We start from the raw sequence: 21,477 nt of genomic DNA on the forward strand, positions 1-21,477 counted from the left end.
AACAACTAATTAGGGATTAAGGCTTTCTATGAGCGATCTGGCCAGAGAGATCACGCCGATCAACATCGAAGAAGAGCTCAAGAGTTCCTATCTTGATTACGCCATGAGCGTGATCGTAGGACGAGCTCTGCCGGATGTGCGTGATGGCTTGAAACCGGTTCACCGCCGCGTTCTGTTTGCTATGAACGAGTTGGGGAACGACTGGAACAAGCCCTATAAAAAATCGGCCCGTGTGGTCGGTGACGTAATTGGTAAATACCACCCGCACGGCGACAGTGCCGTGTATGACACCATTGTCCGCTTGGCGCAGGATTTCTCCATGCGCTACATGCTGGTCGATGGTCAGGGCAACTTCGGTTCGGTCGACGGCGACAGCGCCGCCGCCATGCGTTACACCGAAGTGCGGATGGCCCGCATCTCCCACGAGCTGCTGGCCGATCTGGACAAAGAGACAGTGGACTGGGTACCGAACTACGACGGTACCGAGATGATCCCGGCTGTCATGCCCACCAAGGTGCCCAACCTGCTGGTCAACGGCTCATCCGGTATCGCGGTGGGCATGGCGACCAATATTCCTCCTCACAACCTCACCGAGATAGTCAACGGCTGTCTGGCGCTGATCGAAAATAGCGATCTCACCATCGATGAGTTGATGACCTATATCACAGGGCCTGATTTCCCCACTGGCGCCATCATCAACGGTCGCGCCGGCATAGTGCAGGCTTACCGCACCGGTCGCGGCTCCGTCTACGTGCGCGCCAAGGCCGAAGTGGAAGTGGACGACAAGACGGGTCGCGAGACCATTCTGGTTCACGAGCTGCCTTATCAGGTGAACAAGGCGCGGCTGATCGAGAAGATCGCCGAGCTGGTCAAAGAGAAGAAAGTCGAGGGCATCAGTGCCCTGCGCGATGAGTCCGACAAGGACGGCATGCGCATCGTTATCGAGATCAAACGTGGCGAGTCTGGCGAGATTGTGCTGAACAATCTCTACAAGCACACCCAGCTGCAGACCACGTTCGGCATCAACATGGTGGCGCTCGATAACAACCAGCCCAAGGTGATGAACCTTAAAGACATTCTGGATGCGTTCCTGCTGCACCGCCGCGAGGTCGTGACCCGCCGGACCGTGTTCGAACTGCGCAAGGCGCGGGATCGGGCTCACATCCTGGAAGGTCTGGCGGTGGCGCTGGCCAACATAGACCCCATCATAGAGCTGATCCGTCACTCCGATACCCCGGCTGACGCCAAGGCCAAGCTGGTTGCCCGCGGTTGGGAACTCGGCAACGTGGCCGGCATGCTGGAAAAGGCAGGCGACGACGCGGCCCGCCCCGAGTGGCTGGAGCCGGAGTTCGGCATCCGTGAAGGTCAATACTTCCTGACCGAACAGCAGGCCCAGGCCATCCTGGATCTGCGCCTGCACAAGCTGACCGGCCTCGAGCACGAGAAGATCCTGGAAGAGTACCAATCTCTGCTGGATCTGATCGCCGAGCTGCTGTTCATCCTGGCAAGCCCGGAACGGCTGATGGAAGTGATCCGCGATGAGCTGCTGGCCGTGCGCGAGCAGTATGGCGACGCGCGTCGCACCGAGATCAGCGCCTCCAGCGCCGAGATCAACATCGAAGATCTGATCACCCCGGAAGACGTGGTCGTGACCCTGTCTCACCAGGGTTATGTGAAGTACCAGCCGCTGACCGACTACGAGGCCCAGCGCCGCGGTGGTCGTGGCAAGTCGGCCACCCGGATCAAGGAAGAGGACTTTGTGGAACGTCTGCTGGTGGCCAACACCCACGACACCATTCTGTGCTTCTCCACCCGTGGCAAGGTCTACTGGCTCAAGGTGTATCAGCTGCCGGAGGCGTCCCGTGGCGCCCGTGGTCGTCCAATCATCAACTTGCTGCCGCTGGAAGAGGGTGAGCGCATCACCGCCATCCTGCCGGTCAAAGAGTATGCCGACGACAAGTACGTCTTCTTCGCTACCGCCGACGGTACCGTGAAGAAAACCAGCCTGTCTGCGTTCAGCCGTCCGCTCTCCTCCGGCATTCGTGCCATCAACCTCAAAGAGGGTGATGAGCTGATCGGGGTGGACATCACAGATGGCAGCAACGAGATCATGCTGTTCTCCGATGCGGGCAAGGTGGTTCGCTTCAATGAAGGCAGCGGCCGCGCCGATGCAGCCGATGCCGATGTCAGCGATGATGTCGACGGGGATGACGAGAGTGTCATTGACGCCGGCAACGACGACGATGGCAGCGACAACGGCGAAGGCATCGAAAGCAAGGGCACCTTCAAGGGCGTACGTCCCATGGGTCGTACCGCCGGTGGGGTTCGTGGTATCCGCCTGCTCAACGGTGACAAGGTGGTGTCCCTGATCGTCCCCCGTGGGATCGGTGCCATCCTGACCGCCACCGAGAACGGTTACGGCAAGCGTACCGCGCTGACCGAGTACCCGACCAAGAGCCGTGGTACCCAGGGCGTTCGCTCCATCAAGGTGGACGAGCGTAACGGCAAGGTGATCGATGCGATCCAGGTCGAAGATACCGACCAGATCATGCTGATCACCAATGGCGGCACCCTGGTCCGTACTCGCGTCGCCGAGGTGAGCGTCATAGGCCGTAACACCGGCGGTGTGCGTCTGATCCGTACCGGTGAAGACGAGACAGTCGTCGGCCTGCAGCGTATCGCCGAGAGTGACGAGGAAGAGAACGACATCGTGGCCGTTGACGGTGAGGTGTCCGAAGGCACAGATACCGCGCCAGATGCCGGCTCTGCCGATGCAGGATCCACTGAAGGGTCCACTGAAGAGGGTGCAGCGAGCGACGAATAATCGCGCGTCTGCCTCCATGAAAAAGAGCGACCCCAGGGTCGCTCTTTTTGTTGCTGCCGTTTGCCCCAGGTAGCGCGCCCCCAGCCTGATGGGTCAGCCTGATCTGTTGCCGCACGCGTTGCTGATCACTCGCACCGCGAGCATTGCCGTACTCCTCCTTGTCCTCAATTCATCATGCCTGCGTCATCCCCCTGTCATGGGATGCGGCCAAGCTTGCCCCTGTCGCACTCAACAGACTGCGACGCGCAGCCATCAAACAGGAGCACCTTATGACTAGCTGGGTAATGTGGGAGATCTGGTGGAGCCGGGTATGGGGCGAACATCAACCAGCGTCGCTGGCAGGGGAGCATGAGGACGAAGTGGCCCATGAGCCGGCACGACTGCCCGCCGAATTGATCGCCCAGGGCAAGGGCATGTACTCGCCTCGGCCAAGGGGGTGAGGCCCTGCTCGTCGGCATGGTTTGTGGTGTACCGGCGAAGGGGAGGCGTTGTGAGCGCGGTTGACGCTGTCAGGGCGTCTAGAACAGCCGCAGTTGTTCGCCCGGGCGAATGAAGCCGTCCCGCCGCAGTTGAAGATGGCGCTTGTCCAAGCCCAGGCGCTTGCTGATGAGCCGAAAGCGCTGGGCGAGCAAGTCGGCAAACTGGCCTTCACCTCGCATGCGGGTGCCAAAGGCGGGGCTGTTGAGCCCACCATCCCGACTGGCCCGCAGCTGGTTCAGGATCGCCTCCTTCTGGCCGGGATAGTGTTCCTCCAGCCAGTCGCTGAACAGGGTAGTCAGCTCGTGGGGCAATCGCAGCAGTATGTAGTCGGCGCTCAGGGCGCCGGCTTCGGCTGCCGCCTTGATGATCTGCTCAAGCTCGGGCTCGTTGAGGCGCGGGATCATGGGGGCGGCCAGCACCCCGACCGGCACCCCGGCCTGTGCCAGCTTCTCGACCACCTTGAGCCGACCTGCGCCTGTGCTGGCTCTGGGCTCCAGCTGTCGCCGCAGGGTTTCATTCAAGGTCGTCACCGACACCATCACCTGGCAGAGACCCTCCCGGGCCAGCTCGGCGAGCAGATCGAGATCGCGCAATATCATGGCGCTCTTGGTGATGATGCCCACCGGGTGACGATGGGCCAGCATCACCTCCAGCAAGGCGCGGGTGAGGCGATAGTGATGCTCGATGGGCTGATAGGGGTCGGTATTGGCGCCGAGCACTATGGTCTCTGGCTGATAGGTTGGCTTGGCAAACTCCCGGCGCAGCAGCTCGGCGGCATTGAGCTTGGCAAACAGCCTGGTCTCGAAGTCGAGGCCGGGAGAGAGCTCCAGGTAGGCGTGACTGGGTCTGGCATAGCAGTAGATGCAGCCATGTTCGCAGCCCTGATAGGGGTTGATGGAGCGACCAAAGGGCACATCCGGTGAGCGGTTGTAACTGATGATGCTGCGTGCCGTTATCTCCTTCACCTCGGTGCGGGGAGCAGTGGCGGCAAATGCTGCCTCCCACTCGGTTTGGGCCCAGCCGTCGTCGACCGCATCGACCCGCTGGTCGCTGAAGCGGTGATCAACATTGTGGGAACTGCCTCGACCTGCCATCGCATTGCACCAGCACTGTTTATATATACAGTTATCATGCTGACCCTCATTGCCGAATGCAAGCGCTGCCGACCCATCCCATCATAAAAAGCATGTCAAAGGGATCTCTTGCTTGATCGCGGCGCTACATTTCGTTTACATAGATAAAATGCGAACTGGATCACGGAAATCATCATGAAACCCATCATCTGCCGCTGGCTGTTTATCGGAGTGCTTGGTCTGGTCATCTGGCGGCTGATCCCGCTCTCGACCGAGCAGGAGCTGGCATCGGCCAACCGGGCCTGGCGCAGCGGCCAGTTCGAGACGGCGACCAGGATCTGGCAACCGCTGGCCGAGCAGGGGATCCCGCGCGCGCAGGCGCTGATGGGCTGGAGCCATGAAGTGGGGCAGGGCACAGAGCAGGACATGGATCAGGCCATCAGCCTCTATCGCCAGTCGGCGCAGGCGGGCGATGCCTTCGGCCAGTACCGGCTGGCGGAGGTCTATCTGCGCGGCGCCGGGGTGAAACGGGATCTGCGGCAGGCATTTCACTGGATGGAGCTGGCGGCCCGCAACGGTGACGTGCCCGCCATGCTGAAAGTCGGCGTGCTGCACCTGATGGGGGTGAGTGGCCGGGTCGATCTGGCTCAGGCCAAGCAGTGGCTCTATCAGGCCTCGCAAAAGGGCAACAAGCTTGCATTGAAGGTGTTGGAGGAGCTCGCACTGGCCGAGGAGGGGAGCAGTACCTTCGATTTCAACTGGCAGCCCCTGTTGGGTGACTAACCGGCAAGCACCTCATTTGGTTGTAGAAAATCTCATCAAACCCGATACAGCCCCGCCTACTTCTGGTAGCATGGTCCGGTTTTTGGTTTGCCTTGTGCCGTCACGCAAGCTGTTTGCGGCACTGGGTGTCTTCGCAAAGTGCTGTGGAGAGCCAGAACATCACCCTTTTTTGAATGATTTTTTTCCATCCCGCATGTGCCCTTTGGTAGGGGGCACCACTGTACAAGGAAACACACAATGCCAATCATTACTCTGCCTGACGGCAGCCAACGTCAATTTGCCCACTCCGTTTCCGTCATGGACGTGGCCGCGGACATAGGTCCGGGTCTCGCCAAGGCGTGCATTGCCGGTCGGGTAAACGGTGAACTGGTGGATGCCTGCGAGCTGATCGAAGCCGATGCCTCCCTGGCCATCATCACCGCCAAAGACGAAGAAGGTCTGGACATACTGCGCCACTCCTGTGCTCACCTGCTGGGTCATGCCATCAAGCAACTCTGGCCCCAGACCAAGATGGCCATAGGTCCCGTCATCGACAACGGTTTCTACTACGATATCGATCTCGATCGTACCCTGACCGACGAGGATCTGGCTGCCCTGGAAGAGCGCATGCTGGCGCTGGCCGCCAAGGATTACGACGTCATCAAGAAGAGAGTTTCCTGGCAGGAAGCACGCGACGTGTTCGAAGCCCGTGGCGAGACTTACAAGGTCGAGATCCTGGATCAGAATATTGCCCGTGATGACCAGCCAGGTCTGTATCATCACGAAGAGTACGTCGACATGTGTCGCGGCCCGCACGTGCCCAACATGCGTCACTGCCACCACTTCAAGTTGCAGAAGATGTCCGGCGCCTACTGGCGTGGCGATTCCAACAACAAGATGCTGCAGCGCATCTACGGCACTGCCTGGGCTGACAAGAAGCAGCTCAAAGGCTACCTGCAGCGTCTGGAAGAGGCGTCCAAGCGCGACCACCGCAAGATAGGCAAGCAGCTCGACCTGTATCACATGCAGGAAGAAGCCCCCGGCATGGTGTTCTGGCACAACGATGGCTGGACCATCTTCCGTGAGCTGGAAACCTTCATCCGCGGCAAGCTCAAAGAGTACGACTACCAGGAAGTGAAGGGGCCCTTCATGATGGATCGCGTGCTGTGGGAGCGTTCAGGTCACTGGGAGAAGTATGCCCAGGCCATGTTCACCACCCAGTCCGAAAACCGCGAGTACGCCATCAAGCCGATGAACTGCCCGGGTCACGTGCAGATCTTCAACCAAGGGCTGAAGTCCTACCGCGATCTGCCGCTGCGCATGGCCGAGTTCGGCTCCTGCCACCGCAATGAGCCGTCCGGTTCCCTGCACGGTCTGATGCGGGTGCGTGGTTTTACCCAGGATGACGCTCACATCTTCTGTACCGAAGAGCAGATCATGGAAGAGGTGTCCGCCTGTATCCGTATGGTCTATGACGTCTACGGTACCTTTGGCTTCGAAAATATCGTGGTCAAGCTCTCGACTCGTCCCGAGCAGCGCATCGGCTCCGACGAGGCCTGGGATCGCGCCGAGGCGGCTCTGGCCGAAGCCCTGGTGCTGAACGGTCTGAAGTACGATTTGCAGCCGGGTGAGGGCGCCTTCTACGGTCCCAAGATCGAATTTACCCTGCATGATTGCCTTGATCGTGCTTGGCAGTGTGGTACCGTGCAGCTCGACTTCGCCCTGCCTGGACGTCTGGGTGCCACTTATGTGGGTGAAGACAACGAACGCCACGTACCGGTGATGATCCACCGGGCCATTCTGGGTTCACTCGAGCGTTTCATCGGTATTCTGACCGAAGAGTATGCCGGATTGTTCCCGACTTGGTTGGCTCCGACTCAGGCTGTGGTCATGAATATCACAGATAATCAGGCCGATTATGCGGTAAAAGTAGCCAAAGCATTGAATGATGCGGGTCTTCGCGCAAAAGCGGACTTGAGAAATGAGAAGATTGGCTTTAAAATCCGCGAGCATACTTTGAAGCGAGTACCTTTCATGCTGGTCTGCGGCGATAAAGAAGTTGAAGCCGGTAAGATTGCAGTACGGACTCGTAAAGGGGCTGACCTGGGCACTTATCCTGTTGAAGAGCTAGTTGCTCTGTTGACCCAGGAAGTTCAGACCCGCGGACAAAAGAAAGTGGAGGAATAAGCTATAAAAGGCGGAAAAAAACTGGGCAAGCAACCGCAAGCCCGCGCTCACCGGATCAATACCGAGATTCGTCTGAAAGAAGTTCGTCTGACTGGTATTGACGGAGAGCCTTTGGGCGTCGTTGCTATCCAAGATGCATTGAACTTAGCCGTTGAAGCTGGAGTGGATCTGGTCGAGATCAGCCCTAACGCTGAACCGCCCGTTTGCCGGATCATGGATTACGGCAAATTCCTCTACGAAAAGAGCAAAACAACCAAAGAACAGAAGAAAAAGCAGAAAGTCGTCCAGGTCAAGGAAATCAAATTCCGTCCTGGCACTGACGAAGGCGACTATCAGGTAAAACTACGCAACCTGGTTCGCTTTCTGGAAGACGGGGACAAGGCTAAGGTCACCCTGCGCTTCCGTGGTCGTGAAATGGCCCACCAGGATCTTGGTATCAAGGTTCTGGAGCGCGTCAAGAACGATCTGGAAGAGTTGGCCGTAGTAGAGTCGTTCCCGAAAGTCGAAGGCCGTCAAGCAGTGATGGTCCTCGCACCTAAGAAGAAATCTTAAGGCCCACAAGAAATTGACTCATGGGTTCGCCCCATGAGTCGGTTCGCCTTGCGATTTTGTTGTCACTCACAATGCGGAGTATGAAATGCCGAAGATGAAAACCAACCGGGGTGCTGCAAAGCGCTTCAAGAAAACTGGCTCGGGTCGCTTCAAGTGCAAGCACAACCACCTGCGTCACATCCTGACCAAGAAGAGCAGCAAGCGTAAGCGCAAGCTGGGGCCGAAGTTCATGGTTTCTGCTGCCGACCACAAACGTGTTGTCGCTTGTCTGCCGTACGCATAAGGGGGATGTGAAAAATGCCAAGAGTTAAACGTGGTGTGACTGCTCGCGCTCGTCACAAGAAAGTAATGAAAGCCGCCAAAGGTTACTACGGCGCCCGTTCCCGAGTTTACCGCGTAGCGGTACAAGCGGTAACTAAAGCTGGTCAGTATGCCTACCGTGACCGTCGCCAGAAAAAGCGTCAGTTCCGTCAGCTGTGGATTGCGCGTATCAACGCTGCAGCCCGTCAGAACGGTCTGTCCTACAGCCGTCTGATCAACGGTCTGAAGAAGGCTTCTATCGAGATCGATCGCAAGATCCTGTCCGATATCGCCGTTCACGACAAGTTGGCTTTCACCGCCCTGGTTGAAAAGGCTAAAGCAGCGCTGGTTTAATCCGGTTCTGTTATGAAAGATAAAAGGAGGCTCAGGCCTCCTTTTTTGTTGCCCGTCATTCTCCCATCCTGTTATTGCGCTCACCCACTGCTCTTCATCCCTGCAACATGCCGCCTTCATATGCCAACAAACTAGCATTCTTTACCCATATTTGATGCAAGCAGAGGGCAGGGCAGGCTGCTTGCCTGATAACAAAATGATTTCTAGGGAGAAAAGCCCGCCATAACTATGGTCAGCCAAGGGGCTTTTTTTGTATTATTCCCCTCTTGACCTTATTTAGCCTAACAGGCTCCTGTTTCGGGAGTGGTGACGAGGAAGACATGCAACAGCTTGAAGAAGTAGTCGGCCAGGCCAAGGCCGAGATTGAGGGCGTCAATGACGTTGCGACCCTCGACGAGATCCGGGTCAAATATCTGGGTAAAAAAGGCTTTTTTACCGAGCAGATGAAGACATTGGGCGCCTTGTCCGCCGAAGAGCGCCCCGCTGCGGGCGCCGTGATCAACCAGGCCAAGCAGCAGGTTCAGGATGCCCTGAACGCACGCCGTGATGCACTGGTGGAGCAGGAGCTGAACCAGAAGCTGGCTGCCGAGACCATCGACATCAGCCTGCCGGGCCGTCGTATCGAAAACGGTGGTCTGCACCCCGTGACTCGCACCGTCGAGCGCATCGAGCGGCTGTTTGGCGAGATGGGTTTCAAAGTGGAACGCGGTCCCGAGATTGAAGATGGCTTCCACAACTTCGATGCGCTGAATATTCCGGCTCATCACCCGGCGCGTACCGATCACGATACCTTCTACTTCAATCCCGATCTTATGCTGCGTACTCACACCTCGGGTGTGCAGATCCGCACCATGCAGCAGCAACAGCCGCCAATTCGCATCATAGCGCCGGGCCGTGTCTATCGTAACGACTACGACATGACCCACACGCCTATGTTCCATCAGGTTGAAGGCCTGCTGGTTGACGAGCATGCCAGCTTTACCGAGCTGAAAGGGATACTGCACGACTTCCTGCGCAACTACTTCGAGGAAGATCTCACCATACGTTTCCGTCCTTCCTACTTCCCGTTCACCGAGCCGAGCGCCGAAGTGGATGTCATGGGCAAGAACGGCAAGTGGCTGGAAGTGCTGGGCTGCGGCATGGTGCACCCGAACGTGCTGCGTTCGGTCGGCATCGATCCGGAAAAATACTCCGGTTTTGCCTTCGGCATGGGCGTTGAGCGCCTGACCATGCTGCGTTACGGGGTCAATGACCTGCGTGCCTTCTTCGAAAACGATCTGCGCTTCCTCAAGCAGTTCAAGTAAGGGCGAGAGAACATGAAATTCAGTAAATCCTGGGTGATGGAGTGGGTCCGCACCGAGTTGAGTGACAACGCACTGGCCGAGCAGATCACCATGGCCGGCCTGGAAGTGGACGCCGTGGAAGCGGTGGCTGGCCAGTTCAACAATGTGGTGGTGGGTGAAGTGGTCGAGTGCGCCCAGCATCCGGACGCCGACAAGCTGCGGGTGACCAAGGTCAACGTGGGCGAGCCCGAGCTGCTGGACATCGTCTGCGGCGCGCCGAACTGCCGCACCGGTCTCAAAGTCTGTGTGGCCAAAGTGGGCGCGACCCTGCCGGGTGATTTCACCATCAAGAAGGCCAAGCTGCGTGGCCAACCGTCTCACGGCATGCTCTGCTCCTTCAGCGAGCTGGGTATCGACGTGGAAGCGGACGGCATCATAGAGCTGCCGGCCGATGCCCCCATCGGCACTGACATTCGCGACTACCTCAATCTCAATGACGTGGCGATCGACGTGGATCTGACCCCGAACCGGGCCGATTGCCTCGGGATCGCAGGGCTTGCCCGCGAGATCGGCGTGCTCAACAGCGTCGATGTAGTCGAACCGAGCTGGACGCCTGCTGCTGCCACCATAGACGTGACCTTCCCGATCCGGGTCGAGGCAAGCGCCGACTGCCCGCGTTATCTGGGCCGCGTCATCAAGGGGCTGAACTTGCAAGCGCAGAGCCCGCTCTGGATGCAGGAGAAGCTGCGCCGTGGCGGTATTCGCTCCATCGACGCCATCGTCGACATCACCAACTTCCTGCTGCTGGAATACGGTCAGCCGATGCACGCCTTCGACCTGGCCAAGCTGGAAGGGGAACTGGTGGTGCGCCGTGCCAAGGCCGATGAGCCCATGACCCTGCTCGACGGCAACGAAGTGAAGCTCAAAGAGACCACGCTCGTCATCGCCGATGCCAAAGGTCCTGCCTGCATGGCCGGTATCTTCGGTGGCGATCGCACCGGCGTGTCCGAGTCCACCACCGATATCCTGCTGGAGTGCGCCTTCTTTGCGCCGCTCTCCATCACGGGTCGTGCCCGTGCCTACGGTCTGCACACCGACTCTTCCCACCGCTTCGAGCGCGGGGTGGATCCCGAGCTGCAAGCCAAGGTGATGGACAGAGCCACCCGTCTGCTGCTGGATATCTGCGGCGGCGAAGCGGGTCCGGTCATCGAGGTCAAATCCGATGCCCATCTGCCCAAGGCTGCCCCCATCAAACTGCGCCGTACCAAGCTCGACAAGGTGATCGGCATCAGCGTAGGCGATGCCCAGGTGGTCGAGATCCTGACCCGCCTCGGCATGCAGGTCACTGTGGATGCTGACGGCTGGACCGCGCTGGCGCCCTCCTGGCGTTTCGATATTGCCATCGAGGAAGACCTCATCGAGGAAGTGGCCCGCATCTACGGCTACAACAACATCCCGAACCTGAAACCGGCCGCCTCTCTGGCCATGGTTGAGCAGGCAGAAGGGCAGGTGACCCTCAAGCGGGTACGCGACCTGCTGGTTGACCGCGGCTTCCAGGAAGCGATCACCTACAGCTTCGTCGATCCCAAAGCGCAGCAACTGCTCTATCCGCAGAGCGACGCCATCGTGCTGCCGAATCCCATCTCGGTCGAGATGTCCGCCATGCGGGTGTCGCTGTTCCCGGGTCTGGTGCAGGCGGTGGTCTACAACCAGAACCGTCAGCAGGCGCGGGTGCGTCTGTTCGAGCAGGGCCTGCGTTTCATCAAGGACGAGAGTGCCGAAAACGGCATCCGTCAGGAGCCCATGCTGGCCGGCATCATCACCGGCAACCAGAGCGATGAGCACTGGGACATCAAGAACCGCGGTAGCGACTTCTTTGATTTGAAAGGGGATCTGGAAGCGGTACTGGATCTGACCGCCGAAGGAGCCACCTTCAGCTTCGAGCGTACCGAGCACAGTGCCCTGCACCCGGGCCAGAGCGCAGCCATCTTGCGCAACGGTGTGGTCATCGGCCACATCGGCGTGATCCACCCGAGCCTCGAGAAGAAGCTGGGTCTCAAGAGCCGCGCCGTCATGTTTGAACTGGAGCTGGACAAGCTGACCCCTGCCAAGGTGCCGGTTGCAGCCGAGGTTTCTCGCTTCCCTGCCAACCGTCGCGACATTGCCGTGGTGGTCGATGTTGCGGTTCTGGCCGGTGATGTCCTCGCAGTAATTAAAAAAGTTGGCGGAAATCAGGTAGTTGGAATAAACTTGTTTGACGTATACCAGGGTGCTGGTATGGCAGAGGACAAGAAGAGCCTGGCCATCAGTCTTGTATTGCAAGACACCCAGCGCACTCTGGAGGAGAAAGAGATTGCCGAGACCGTAGACAATGTCGTGCGGGCCCTTGGTGAAGAGTTGAATGCATCCTTGAGGGATTGATCTATGGCGCTTACCAAAGCCGACATTGCAGAGCACCTGTTCACCCAGCTGGGAATGAGCAAGCGTGAAGCCAAAGATATGGTGGAAGCCTTCTTTGAGGAAATCAGACAGGCGCTTGAGCGTGGTGAACAAGTCAAGATTTCAGGCTTCGGTAACTTTGACCTTCGTGAGAAGAATCAGCGTCCTGGACGTAATCCCAAGACGGGCGAAGATATTCCTATCAGCGCCCGTCGGGTGGTGACCTTCCGGCCTGGCCAGAAACTCAAGGCCAGGGTAGAAAATGTTGAACCCAACGAGTGACAAAAAGCCAGGCAACCGCCTGGCTTTTACTTTTGCATGATAAAAACCCGCCTTTTACTCACACTGTTGCTGGCCATGCCGGTGCAGGCCATGACACTGCCTCTGTCACCGGCCACCCAGGCCTATGCCGACGCGCTCAAACCGCTGACCATCTGCTATCCGGCCCTGATCCGGCCGCCCTATCTCGAAGAGTCGGGGGGTTTGCTGATCGATCAGCTGGAGCGGCTGGCCGAGCAACTGCCGGTGCCACTGCTGCACGAAAAATTGCCAAACTGGTCCGCAGTGCAGCAGGGGCTGCTGGCAGGGCGCTGCGATCTCATCCCCTATGTCGGCCCTTCACTGCAGGCATTGCCGGGCATGGCCCTGAGCCGCGCCCTGCTGGAGGCCGAATCCGCCATCCTCTATCGCGGCGAGCTGGAACGCGCCACCTTTCTGGTGTCGCCCGTCTGGCAGGCAAGCGAGGCGCTCAAGTCGCTCTACCCCCATGCGACCCAGCAGGCCCTGACCGATGCCGACAACTGGTATGCGGCTTTGGTGGCCGGCAAGGGGACTGCCTATCTCGGTGATTACCTGCAACTGCGCTACCTGATGCGCGAATACCCGGATGAGGGGTTGCGGCTGCGCCGGCTGCGCAGCGATGAACTGGTGATCAGCTATCGCATTATGATGCGGGACAAGCCCGAGCTCAGGGAGCTGATCGACACGACAATCCGCTACATGCCCCCCGGTAGCCTCTACAAGGATCTGGATCGCTATCTGGAACAGGGAGAGCAGGACATCAACCCGCTGCACTTCACCGATGAGGAGCAGGCCTGGCTGGTCGGTACCTCCCGCACCATCAAGCTGGTGGTGGATCCTGCGCTTATGCCCTATAGCGGCATCGACGGGCAGGGTCAGCTCAAGGGCTGGAGCGCCGATGTGCTGCGCCGGGTGAGCCTGCAGACCGGACTGAACTTCCATGTGGTGCCCGCCCGGGACAGGGAGGAGGCACTGGCCAAGCTGCGCAGTGGCGAGGCGGACATGATGGCAGGCCTGCTGGAGACCCCGGCCCTGACCCGCGAGTTCGACTTCACCCGCATCATGGTCGTGAGTCGTTACGCTCTGGTCAGCCGCAAGTCCCACTCGTTCGATCGGCTGGAGGCGCTCAAGGGGGAGGTGGTGGTGCCCGCCAGCCTCTATGACCCCGACATGCTGGCACGTTTCGGCCAGCATGCGTGGCGCAAGAGCGAGACGCTTGAGTCGGGCATTGCACAGGTGCAGGCAGGCAAGGCCGATGCCATGCTGGCCGAGTTGTATCAGCTGCAGTATCCGCTGCGCAACAACCGGCTCGATGGCCTGGACATCAAGGAGTTGCCGATTCGCTTCGGCCTCGGCTTTGCCATAGGTTCCCGTAGCCCCAGACTGGCGGGGGTGATGGAACAGAGTCTGATGACCCTCACCGGCAGGCAGAACGATGAACTCAACCAGCGCTGGCGACAGCTGGTGCTGACCCAGCAGGCAGGCGTCAGTTACGGCATCTGGCTGGGATCCGTATTGCTGGCGCTGCTGATCAGCGCCGGCGTCATCTGGTTGATCTGGCGCTCCCGCCAGCAGCTGGCGCGGGAGGTGAGTCAGCGTCAGGAGATGGAGCAGACATTGGCGCTGGAGAGCCAGTTCAGGGAGTCTTTGTTCCAGGCGCTGCCGGTGCCTGTCTTCCTGCGGGACAATCAGGGGGAGATCATCAAGCGCAACAAGCAGGCCAAACGGCTGGAGGCCCGTTATCTGGCCGAGCTCAGCCTGCCATCGTCCCAGGTGCAGGGGGCGGAAGGAACCTTGTCCCTCGGAGATCAGGTGTTCTCCTACGCCCAGATCCCGCTGCAACTGGGCAAGCAGACACAGGCAGGGGATCTGATCGCGCTGTCCGATATCAGCGCCCTGCGCGAGCGCACCCGCCTGCTGCGCCAGGCCGAGCGTCGCCTGCGTGCCCTCACCAATACGGTGCCCGGGGTCGTCATTCAGTTCATCCTGCAGCAGGGCGGTACAGCGCAGGTCGAGTTCATCAGCCGCGGCAGTTACGAGTTGCTGGGGCTGGCCAGCCAGCAGATCCGCCGCGATCCCGACAGCGCGCTCAGCCGGCTGCTGCATCAGGACAGACGCGAGATGCGGCTGCCCATGCTGGCCATGTTGCAGGCAGGGCAGCCCTTCTCTTACGCGCTGCGCTATGCCCATCCGGACAAGGGGACGCGGTGGCTGCAGTTCTATGGTCGGGGTCGCAGCCAGCCGGAAGGGGGGTGGCGCGTTTATGGTGTGGTGCAGGATGTGACCGCCCGAGTCGAGCAGGAGCATGCCTTGCAGGCTTCCCATGAGCGGGCCGAGCAGGCCGTGCTGGCCAAGGGGCGCTTTCTCGCGGCGGTGAGCCACGAGATCCGTACCCCCATGAATGCCATCCTGGGGCTGCTGGAGTGGCTCGATCACACCCCACTGTCGGCGGAGCAGCGCTCTGCGCTCTCCCATGTCAGACAGGCGGGGGACGAGCTGCTCGGCCTGCTCAACGATGTGCTCGATTTCAGTCGCAACGAGAACCGGCAGTTGGCGCTCTCTCCCCAGCCTACCGATCTGGTGGACTTGTGCGAGCACGTGGCGGCGGTGCACTGGTCCAAGGCCCGCTCCAAGCGGTTGCAACTGCGGCTGGATATCGATCATCGCCTGCCAGCACAGGTGGAGCTGGATCCCCACAGGGTGCAGCAGGTGCTGCATAACCTGCTGGCCAACGCCATCAAGTTCAGCCCCGCCGGTGAGGTGGTGCTGTGGGCCCGTCGTGAAGGCAACCGCCTGCTGTGTGGTGTGGATGATGAAGGGCCCGGCATCAGTAGCGATCTGCTGCCTCGCCTGTTCCTGCCCTTCGAGCAGGGAGAAGAGGAAGGCCAGCCCAGGGCTCAGGGCACAGGACTGGGGCTGGCCATCAGCCGTCAGCTGATGGAGCAGATGGGCGGCGAGATCCGGGTCGAGCCGCGTCCCCTCGGGGGCAGCCGCTTCACCTGCACCTTGCCGTTGGTATTGGTGCACGAGGCGCCGCGCTGGCAACCGAGAGTGACCAGCGTCAACATCCAGTTGAACGATACGGAGCGTGCCTATCTCATGCCCTGGCTTGGCGAGCTCGGCCTGAGGGAGGATCCCGCTGGTCCCCTGCTGCGCGCCGCCGAAGATGAACAGGGCCTGCGTTACTGGGACTGGCAGGGCGAACCCTGGGTGCCAGGCGCTGTGGTCAGCCTGCTGCAGCCCAGGCTGGTGTCCTCTGCCGAGGAGGAGATGAGCCTGCCGGGACAGGGGATGCGGGTGCTGCTGGTCGAAGATCACGAGGTGAATCGGGTGTTGATCAGCATGCAACTGACCCAGCTGGGTGCCCAGGTACTGAGTGCGGCCAATGGCCAGCTGGCGCTCGACATCTTGCAGCACGAGACAGTGGATCTGGTATTGACCGATCTGCAGATGCCGGTGATGGATGGGGCCCAGCTGTGTCAGCAGTTGCGTGATTCGGCGCGCTGGCAGCATCTGCCGGCCTACGTGATCACCGCCGATCTCAGCGAGCAGGCGGCGCAGCGACTGGCCAGCTGCGGTTGCCGGGGGCATCTGGACAAGCCCCTGCTGCTTAAGGATCTGGCCAACTTGCTGCGCAGCCTGCCGACCTCAGCTGACACAGCCACCCCGCAGCCCAGGGCACCAGAGGAGAGCCTGGCGCCGGAATGGCTGGAACAGGGGCTGCCGCTGCTGAGTGCTGAGCTTGTCACCCTCTATCTGGAGGCCACTCGCCAGGATCTGGCCGACATTGAGCACTGCATCACACAAGGGGATGAGATGGCGCTCGATGCGGCTTTACACAAGGTGAAGGGGGCCGCCAAAATGGTGGGGGCCACCCCGCTTATCCAGGTGATCGAGCAGTGGCAACGGGATCCACGGCAACCCCTGATATCCCCGCTGCGGCACGCTCTGGATGAAGTGTGCCGGCGATTGGGTGAGAGAGTCTGACATGATCATCACAGATGAAGAGTTATTGGCGTTGCTGGATCCGGAAGAGACGCAAGAGCGTTTCTTCCATCCCGTGACCATCTATGCGCTGGATGGGGTCGCCTATCGGGCGGCCCAGGCGGTCAGCCTGCCCGAATTTGCGACCCTGCGCCGCACCAAACCCGATGCCTGCTGGCACTGGGAGGGGTTGTTTGCCGCCGGTGCCATTGCCCTGTTTGATCCGGCCTCGCACGCTGGCGCCGACTATCTGCCGCAACTGATGGCGCAGGGGGAGGGCATCTATCGGCTCTCGGATGACTGGCTGGCTGGCGTGCATGGCCGTTACCAGCAGTGGCAACACTGGCTGGCCGGGATGCGGATCTTGTTGCTGGAGGACCATCCGTTTCAGGGGGCCCACATTCAGCAGGAGATCCAGGGATTGGGGCTCTCCTGTCAATGGGTGCAGGATGGCAATGCCTGTATCCAGGCGCTGGCGGAGGGGAAGGTCACACTGCTCATCAGCGATCTCAGTCTGGTGGAGCAGGATGCCATCAGCCTGTTGATGAGCCAGCCCCAGTACCAGCAAAGCGGCCTGCCCATCATATTGCTGTCGGCGCACGATCAGACCCTGATAGACGGTGCCCGGCGCCTGCTGCATGACGCCGGTTTCAACGTGGTGGCGGCCCTGGCCAAGCCCCTGTTGACCGACGATCTGCTGCGCTTGCTCAAGGTGCTTTATCTGGGGCCCCAGCGGCAACAGCGGCTCAGTGGCCAGCGCCGTACCATTCGTACCTGGCAGGGGGAGGAGAAGGGGCTACTGGGGCTTATCTCGGATCCCCCCTCCAGGCTGCCCGTCTGGCTGGCGGTGACCGGTTTGCCACCACGCTGGGAGCTGGTACGGGAGTGGCTGGGCAAGCAGGGGCGAGACGCCAGTGAGCTGACCCTGGTCATTCACCGTCGCGACCATCTGCTCAGTCAGGCGGAGCGGTTTGCCCTGGTGTTGCAGGCCAGTCTGGCCGGCGCCAGGCTCGCCTTGCTGCTCGACAGCGATCAGCACATGCCGTTCGATCTGCTGGAGCGGATGCCCCTGCAGCACCTGCTGCTGGGGCAGAGCCTGCTGCCCGGGCTGGAGGCCATGACGCCGGACTCCCTGCTGGGGCGCTTCATCAACCGGGCCAGGGAGCTCGGCATCGCCCTCTATCTGGATGACCCCTTCAACCTGCTCGATAACGAGTTGTGGCGCGATCGCGGCATGACGGGGCGCTGGTAACCCGTGCCTCGCTATCTCTGCTGGCCTCCCGATGAGGCGCGCTTGCGCCGCAGCTTGGCCGGCTGGCTGCATCCCACCTCGCGGGCATCCTTGCCGCTGATGATGGAAGTGGGGGGCGTCCCCTGCCGGCTGCAAGAGCTGGCGGGGGCTGACCCCGAGAGTATCAAGGCGGCTTATGAGGCGTTGAGCGAGCAGAGCATTTACTTGCGCTTCATGCGGGCCAAGCAGCCCCCCACCGCCGATCAGCTCGCCTTCTTTCTCGATTACCCCAGAGCGTCCCAGATAGGCTTGCTGCTCACAGATGGTCTGGGGCGGCCGCTGGCCCAGGCCCAGTCCATCCGGCGGCGGCTGCACCCGGATCGGGCCGAGTTCTCCTGCCTGGTGGCGGATCACTTCCAGCACAGGGGGGCGGGCAGGCGTATCCTGCTGGCACTGGCGCTGCTGGCGCGCGCCGAAGGCATTCGCGAGTGGACGGCCGAGGTGCTGGCCCAGAATCGCCCCATGCTGGCACTCCTGCGCGGGCTGGGGCTGCCGCTCACCCTGGTGACGGGGCGGGAGCTGGTGTTTGTCCGGCTCGATCTGAGCGTGCTCGATACCCTGTGACGGGGGTATCCTCATAAGACCAAGGGCGAATAGGCCTGTTTTTCACCCTGTGCTAAGGTCAGCCTTGTATGCGGTCAGAGGGAATCCATCATGGTGCAGTCAGCTAAACACATCGTCATCCTTACCGGCGCCGGGATCTCTGCCGAATCCGGCATCAAGACCTTCCGGGCCTGCGACGGTCTGTGGGAAGAGCACAGGGTGGAGGATGTGGCGACCCCGGAAGGGTACGCGCGGGATCCCGCCCTGGTGCAAGGCTTCTACAACTCGCGCCGCCATCAGCTGCAACAACCGCAGATCCACCCCAACCCGGCCCACTATGCGCTGGCTCGCCTCGAACGCCTGCTGCCGGGCACAGTCACCCTGGTGACCCAGAATATCGACAACCTGCACGAGTGTGCGGGCAGCAAGAACCTCATCCACATGCACGGGGAACTGCTCAAGGCCCGCTGCCCCGAGTCGGGCCAGGTGATCGAGTGGCGCGGCGATCTGCATCAGGATGAGCTCTGCTCCTGCTGCCAGTTTCCCCAGCCATTGCGCCCGCATGTAGTCTGGTTTGGCGAGATGCCGCTGGGGCTGGATCGCATCTACGGCGCACTGGCCCAGTGCGACCTCTTCATCTCCATCGGTACCTCGGGTGCCGTCTATCCCGCCGCCGGTTTCGTGCATGAGGCCGGGTTGAACGGTGCCCATACCATAGAGCTCAATCTGGAACCGAGCGAGGTGGGCAGCCAGTTTGACGAGAAACGCTATGGACCTGCCTCCCTGCTGGTGCCCGCCTTCGTTGACGAGTTGCTGCAACGTTGCGGTGTGCATCAACCCAAACAGATAGACGGTCACAACTGGATGGAGATGCGCGGATCCTGAGCAACTGTGCCATGTCACAGTTGCAATGACCTGGTGAAATCGCCACACTGGCAACCCAAATATGGGACGCAGTTGGCGCAAATCATCATGACCACAGTGAAGCAATGGATCGCTTTTTTCCTCCTGATGCTGGCCAGCGCCAGCGCATTGGCATCTCCCCCTCTGATGACGCTGGTGCTGCCCAACGGCAAGCAGCTCATGCTCGATGACGCGGCGCTGGCCGCCCTGCCACAAACCGAGTTCACCACCACCACGCCCTGGACTCAGGGCTCGCACCATTATCGTGGTCCGACCCTGGCGGCCGTACTCGCGGCGCAGGGAATTCTGAGTGCCAGCAAGATTGCCGTCTCGGCCCTCAACGGCTATCAGCAGGTGGTGGACCTGGCCCTGTTTGACGGTGTGCCCCTGACTCTGGTGCGCCACGAGGATGACAAGCCGCTGACCCGGCGCAACAAGGGGCCGCTCTGGCTGCTGATCCCGTTTTCCAGCCACCCCAAGCTGGACATTCCCCCCATTCATAACTGCATGGTCTGGCAGGTGACCCGCATCGAGATCATCGACTGATGGGTCGTCAGCGCCATAACCTGCTGCTGGTCTCGATCACCTTGCTGTTTCTGTTCTCCTCGGGTTGCGGGCTCTATCTGCAACACCGCCAGGAGCAGCTGGTCGATACCTTCTATCGCAACATTCACTGGAACATCAGCCAGGTGATGCTGGAGTCCCAGCGTTTCCTCTATGAGTTGCGTCTCTATCGGGCCGGGCAACTGGAGATGGAGACCCTGAGCCTCAATTACGATCTGTTGTGGAACCGGCTGGATATCTTCCTCATCAGCAGTGAAACCGCCGAGGCGCGCGAGCGTCACGGGCTGGGCAAGGCGTTGGCCGGGCTGTTCGAACAGATAAAGCGGCTCGAACCCCAGATACAGGCCGGGCAACTGCGAGAAGGGGCCGAGCTCGAACAACTGCAGAGCCAGATTGCCGAGCAGACCCGCCAGATTGAGCAGATTGGCGATCAGATCCTCTCCAGCCAGGAGCGGGAAGCCTCGGTCAACCAGATCCGCAGCAGCCTGTTCTGGCTGCAGATCTGGCAACTGATCCTGCTGGTGACCGGTGGTGTGCTGGTGTTTGCCCTCATTCGTGCCAACTTGCAGAACCGGCGCCTCTCCCTGCTCGATCCCCTGACCCGGCTCGGCAATCGCCGCGCCTTGCAGGAACAGTTGGCACGCTCGCTGGACTCTTCCCATGCCCTGGCGCTGGTGGTGCTCGATTTGAAGCGCTTCAAACAGGTCAACGATCTGCTCGGCTATCAGGTGGGAGACAGATTGCTGCAAACGGTAGCCGACAAACTGCAGCACGCCCATGGCGGTCATGCCTACCGGTTGGGTGGGGATGAGTTTGCGGTGATCCTGACCGCCGGGCGGCAGAGCATGGCGGCGCAGATCCAGGCGTTGATGAGCCTGCTCCATTTCGAGTTCGTGACCCGGGAGAGCAGTTTCGAGCTGGCGTGTCGGCTGGGGGTTGCCCAGGTGCAGGAGGAACCAGATCCCAAGCGGCTGCTGGATCAGGCCATTCTGGCTCTCAATCAGGCCAAGCGCGATGCCGATGGGGATCTCGCCTGGTTCGAGCCCGGGATGCAGCTGCAGTTGCAACTGACCCAGCGCCAGCTGCACCAGTTGCGGGACTGGCTGGCAAACGTGGCGCCTTCCCCTCTGGTGATCGATACCCAGCGGTTCGGCAGCGAGAGCGGCGCCGCGGTGACAGGTTTGTCACTGCGCTGGCAGGAGACGCTGACGCCCTGCGAGATGGGCTGGTTGCAGGAGGGCGGCATACTGGGGCCCGTGATCGCACGGCTGCTGCAAGAGCATGATCAGCCTGCCGGCGGTGATCCGCAGCCGCTACTGATCGCGCTCACGCATCAGGCTCAGCTGGCCCATGTGCTGGCCTATCTGCCCGCGCTGGCCCATGTCGAACCCATACTGCTGCTGCCAAGCCTGCAGCAGGATGCCGCCCTGCTGGCCAAGCTGAACCAGTGCGCCTGTACCCTGGCGCTCCGCGAGATTGGCAGCAGTACGCCGGACTTGCTGGCGGCGGGCTGGCCACTGCGTTATTGGCTGCCGGTGGCGTCGGCTCACGCCGGTCTGCTGGCGCCGCTGGCACAGCGACTGGGCGTGATACGCCTGGCCCAGGTTGCGCAGGCTGAGCGACAGCAGGCCTGACTGG

17 protein-coding genes are annotated in these 21,477 nt (G+C 60.7%); 16 read left to right on the forward strand and 1 reads right to left on the reverse strand.

The genetic code is table 11. The features are described from left to right. Nucleotides 1–28: 28 nt before the first annotated feature. Both gyrA and CK910_RS24125 read left to right on the forward strand, forming a co-directional pair. Nucleotides 29–2,824: a DNA topoisomerase (ATP-hydrolyzing) subunit A gene (gene gyrA, locus CK910_RS16395; protein ID WP_098984012.1), complete on the forward strand. Its 2,796-nt coding sequence runs from the start codon at nt 29–31 to the stop codon at nt 2,822–2,824. A gap of 269 nt (nt 2,825–3,093) precedes the next feature. Then, nucleotides 3,094–3,264, forward strand: coding sequence for a hypothetical protein (locus CK910_RS24125; protein ID WP_172955344.1), 171 nt, complete (start codon nt 3,094–3,096; stop codon nt 3,262–3,264). 78 nt (nt 3,265–3,342) lie between these two features. Here CK910_RS24125 and CK910_RS16400 read toward each other — a convergent pair whose 3' ends face one another. After that, the gene (locus tag CK910_RS16400; RefSeq protein WP_098984013.1) at nt 3,343–4,398 is read right to left on the reverse strand and encodes a PA0069 family radical SAM protein; all 1,056 of its coding nucleotides are present in this window, start codon (nt 4,396–4,398) and stop codon (nt 3,343–3,345) included. Between the two features lie 174 nt (nt 4,399–4,572). Between CK910_RS16400 and CK910_RS16405 the strand changes: the two genes are divergently transcribed. The 14 genes from CK910_RS16405 (at nt 4,573) to CK910_RS16470 (ending at nt 21,473) form a co-directional block, all read left to right on the forward strand. After that, complete coding sequence (locus CK910_RS16405) at nt 4,573–5,160, forward strand: tetratricopeptide repeat protein (protein ID WP_098984014.1); 588 nt, start codon at nt 4,573–4,575, stop codon at nt 5,158–5,160. 237 nt (nt 5,161–5,397) lie between these two features. Further along, nucleotides 5,398–7,326 (forward strand): threonine--tRNA ligase, encoded by a 1,929-nt coding sequence (gene thrS / locus CK910_RS16410; RefSeq protein WP_043135382.1) that lies wholly within the window; start codon nt 5,398–5,400, stop codon nt 7,324–7,326. A gap of 21 nt (nt 7,327–7,347) precedes the next feature. Beyond that, the gene (gene infC, locus CK910_RS16415; protein ID WP_274454371.1) at nt 7,348–7,878 is read left to right on the forward strand and encodes a translation initiation factor IF-3; all 531 of its coding nucleotides are present in this window, start codon (nt 7,348–7,350) and stop codon (nt 7,876–7,878) included. Between the two features lie 85 nt (nt 7,879–7,963). Next, on the forward strand, nt 7,964–8,161 hold the full coding sequence (gene rpmI, locus CK910_RS16420; RefSeq protein WP_005315535.1) for a 50S ribosomal protein L35: 198 nt from the start codon (nt 7,964–7,966) through the stop codon (nt 8,159–8,161). Between the two features lie 14 nt (nt 8,162–8,175). After that, nucleotides 8,176–8,532 (forward strand): 50S ribosomal protein L20, encoded by a 357-nt coding sequence (gene rplT / locus CK910_RS16425; RefSeq protein ID WP_005300683.1) that lies wholly within the window; start codon nt 8,176–8,178, stop codon nt 8,530–8,532. A 320-nt stretch (nt 8,533–8,852) separates the two neighbouring features. Next, nucleotides 8,853–9,836, forward strand: a complete 984-nt coding sequence (gene pheS, locus CK910_RS16430; RefSeq protein WP_042866463.1) for a phenylalanine--tRNA ligase subunit alpha — start codon at nt 8,853–8,855, stop codon at nt 9,834–9,836. Between the two features lie 12 nt (nt 9,837–9,848). Then, the gene (gene pheT / locus CK910_RS16435; RefSeq protein ID WP_098984016.1) at nt 9,849–12,236 is read left to right on the forward strand and encodes a phenylalanine--tRNA ligase subunit beta; all 2,388 of its coding nucleotides are present in this window, start codon (nt 9,849–9,851) and stop codon (nt 12,234–12,236) included. 3 nt (nt 12,237–12,239) lie between these two features. Continuing rightward, nucleotides 12,240–12,536, forward strand: a complete 297-nt coding sequence (ihfA, locus tag CK910_RS16440; protein WP_005300715.1) for an integration host factor subunit alpha — start codon at nt 12,240–12,242, stop codon at nt 12,534–12,536. 36 nt (nt 12,537–12,572) lie between these two features. Beyond that, nucleotides 12,573–16,541, forward strand: a complete 3,969-nt coding sequence (locus tag CK910_RS16445) for an ATP-binding protein (protein ID WP_172955345.1) — start codon at nt 12,573–12,575, stop codon at nt 16,539–16,541. Between the two features lies 1 nt (nt 16,542). Next, a complete protein-coding gene (locus CK910_RS16450) occupies nt 16,543–17,790 on the forward strand; it encodes a response regulator (protein WP_098984017.1) in 1,248 nt (415 codons plus the stop codon). A 3-nt stretch (nt 17,791–17,793) separates the two neighbouring features. Beyond that, a complete protein-coding gene (locus CK910_RS16455; RefSeq protein WP_098984018.1) occupies nt 17,794–18,393 on the forward strand; it encodes a GNAT family N-acetyltransferase in 600 nt (199 codons plus the stop codon). 90 nt (nt 18,394–18,483) lie between these two features. After that, nucleotides 18,484–19,257, forward strand: coding sequence for a Sir2 family NAD+-dependent deacetylase (gene cobB / locus CK910_RS16460; RefSeq protein ID WP_043135373.1), 774 nt, complete (start codon nt 18,484–18,486; stop codon nt 19,255–19,257). A gap of 87 nt (nt 19,258–19,344) precedes the next feature. Then, nucleotides 19,345–19,821: a hypothetical protein gene (locus tag CK910_RS16465; protein WP_098985130.1), complete on the forward strand. Its 477-nt coding sequence runs from the start codon at nt 19,345–19,347 to the stop codon at nt 19,819–19,821. Next, a complete protein-coding gene (locus CK910_RS16470; protein WP_098984019.1) occupies nt 19,821–21,473 on the forward strand; it encodes a GGDEF domain-containing protein in 1,653 nt (550 codons plus the stop codon). The genes CK910_RS16465 and CK910_RS16470 overlap by 1 nt, the downstream gene beginning before the upstream one ends. The last annotated feature ends 4 nt before the right edge of the window (nt 21,474–21,477 follow it).

The organism is Aeromonas sp. CA23 (assembly GCF_002587065.1).
In the GTDB taxonomy this organism is placed as follows: Bacteria; Pseudomonadota; Gammaproteobacteria; order Enterobacterales; family Aeromonadaceae; genus Aeromonas; species Aeromonas bestiarum.